Raw genomic sequence first — 2,727 nt, 5'->3', positions numbered from 1 at the left:
GATGTGCTGGCGTTGCCGACTGTCACCCTTGCACCCGGTGCCACGCTTTCCGATAGTGAGTTGGTCATGCCGGATGCTGCGGCAGTCGTGTTTATCCCCAACACTGAAGATCGCGGGATTGTCACCTATAGCGATACCCAGAAACAGCAGATGGTCAGGATCTATCACCAACTACCGTACGGGACAAAGAAGGTTTGGCTGGCCCGTCACGACATGGACGCATCACGAGTGATTCGGTGGATGAAGCGGTTTGATCTTGGCACGTTTACCCAGCAACAACGCGCCGCAGTCTATACCGGGGCAACTACCCCTGTACCGGTGGTGTTAGACGCTGAAGCAATCATCTCACTTGTCCACCAGTATGTGGCTGCCCCGCATGGGACAAAACAAGCCTTGCTGGATAAACACGGTATCTTGCAGTCAGCGATGCATGGCTGGATCGAGAAAGTCGCAAACGGCACGATTGCCCACTACACGCACACGAGAAAGGCAGAACCCTTGAACACCCCCAAGACCACCAACAACGACATGGTCACCATTACCCGCAAGGAATACAACGCACTACAACGAGAAAACGCCAAGCTGCGCAAAGAAAACAAGCTGTGGAAGGACACCAGTGATGTACTGGGAAAAGCTATAGCGTCTCTGCCAAAGAAGCATGGCGGGGACTCAAACGCGGCGGGAAAATCCTCACAGGCGAACAAACACAACGCTATGAGGCAGGCCTACAACAAGAAAACGAGCTAATCGAAGCACTCGTTGGTATCGGGCACTCAATGAGGAAAGCCTGCAATGTGTTAGGCGTGGCCCGTTCCAGGCGGTATTACCAGGACAATCCTCGCCCGAAGAAGCAAGATCCGATCCCGCATCACAAACGCAACATCAAACGCTTAACCGATGCGCAAGTCAACGACATTTTGGCCTTGTTGGATGCTAATCCGTATTCGAGTGTGGATGATGTCTTCTACCACGCATTGAACAATGGGTGCTATATCGCCAGCTTGCGTAGCTTCTACCGGGTTGCCAAAGCACACGGCAAACTCTTATCACAACGCCACGGCACAAGCAGAACACGCCCGCGGCGTGCACGCGGCAACAACCAGCCCCCACATGTTGAAGCACACCGGCCAGGTCAAGTGCTGTGCTGGGATATCACCTATCTTCCAGGCAAGTACACAAACCAGTACTACGCCTGCCATACCGCAATCGATTTATATTCCCGTGCTGTTGTCGGCGCAGTTGTTGCCCACCACGAAGATTCCCGCGTGGCACGACATATGTTTGAAGAAATCTTTGCCGCACACCCTGATGTCGACACGGTGCACTCCGATAACGGGGCAGCGATGACCAGTCGCAGCCTTGGCAGACTTTTTGATGCCCACCAGGTCAAACGCTCCTTCAGCAGGCCGTCGATTAGCAACGATAATCCGCATATGGAGTCGTTGTTTCACACCATGAAAGGTATGGCCTACTACCCGAGGGCTTTTGCCAGCATCAAACATGCAGCGGCCTGGGTTGATGAGTTTACAACGTTGTATAACCACCGGCCCCACAGTGGGATTAATGGGTACACACCGCAAAGCGTGCTAGACGGCACGTGGCAACAGATGGAGGCCAACCGGCGAAGTGCCGTCGAGCAAGCCCTTGCTGATGGGTTGATTACCGCGCGACCGAAAACACCGATTGGGTTGCCTGAGAAAGTCACAATTATCCGCACAACAACTAAGACAGCGCCGACGCCGCGTGCATTGATGATGCATTGTTAACCATGATTCCGGACCACAACCACTTGACACAGAGCGGCAGGGGGCGTGAGCTGGGGAAACGCCACCGCACAGTCTCGAAGACCCGGAATGTGGTGCACAGCTGCCTCGGCTACCGTTGGAGACACACTATTGGTACTCCGAGAGGGTTTATGGCCAGGGCACCGATGGGTCGGTCGTGAAGTGGACGGCCTTGCTGGAGAGCGGGTCGGTGAAGGCAACGGAAATGCATTCCAACAGCATTGGTTTGGTGAAGTCGTCCTCCCCAAAAGGATGTGGGACGGGGTAGATAGAGTCGCCGATGATGGGCACCCCGGCGTCCAACATCTGGATTCTCAGTTGGTGCGTGCGTCCACTGATCGGTTCGAGGAGATAGCGCCCGAGCTGCCCTTGCACTCCGTAGCGTTCTTGAAGCACTGATTCTTCGTTCGAAGGCAAACGGGACGCGCCAAGGAACAGCGTCTCTGAATTGGGTTCCGCTCCGCGGACAATCTTGGAAGCAACTTCGCCGTGTTCTTTGACGATGTGATGCCGCCAAGGTCCGGCAGGTAGCGAAGGATCATAAGGAGCAACCGCGGAATACAGGCGGCGGACTTCTCGGCGGGCGAACATGTCCTGGTACGCCCCGCGGACTTCACGGCGCTTCGTCAGTAGCAACAATCCACTCGTCATGCGGTCGAGGCGATGCGCCGGTGTGAGCTCCTCGTTGCCGGTCTCGCGGCGAAGGCGGACGGTGAGGGTCTCCGTGATGTGGGCGGCGCGTGGCATCGTCGCCAAGAACGGCGGTTTGTTGACGACGAGGACGTTATCGTCTTCGAACACCACGGTGTGAGTAAACGGTACGGGAGTTTCGGGGGCGGGGCGTCGATAAAAGAAGACGTCTGTGCCTGGCTGCAAGATATCGTTGGGAGAGAGCGGGGTGCCGTCGCGCAGGACGACTTCGCCGACGGCGAAGCGCTGGAGG

At 56.1% G+C, this 2,727-nt stretch carries 2 protein-coding genes and 1 pseudogene; 2 read left to right on the top strand and 1 reads right to left on the bottom strand.

Features of this window, described 5'->3' with window-relative positions; translation table 11 throughout:
• Nucleotides 1-747 (top strand): annotated as a pseudogene (locus tag Q0U90_RS11580) (hypothetical protein); the annotation flags it as partial.
• 29 nt (nucleotides 748-776) lie between these two features.
• On the top strand, nucleotides 777-1,766 hold the full coding sequence (locus tag Q0U90_RS11575) for a DDE-type integrase/transposase/recombinase (RefSeq protein WP_297455330.1): 990 nt from the start codon (nucleotides 777-779) through the stop codon (nucleotides 1,764-1,766).
• A gap of 147 nt (nucleotides 1,767-1,913) precedes the next feature.
• Here the strand turns inward: Q0U90_RS11575 and Q0U90_RS11570 are convergent.
• Nucleotides 1,914-2,727 (bottom strand): pseudouridine synthase (locus Q0U90_RS11570; protein WP_297455327.1); only part of this gene is annotated, 814 nt, incomplete at its 5' end.

The organism is uncultured Corynebacterium sp. (assembly GCF_946998835.1).
In the GTDB taxonomy this organism is placed as follows: Bacteria; Actinomycetota; Actinomycetes; order Mycobacteriales; family Mycobacteriaceae; genus Corynebacterium.
The sequence above is the reverse complement of the archived record's forward strand: the minus strand, read 5'-3'. Positions and strand labels throughout refer to the sequence as shown.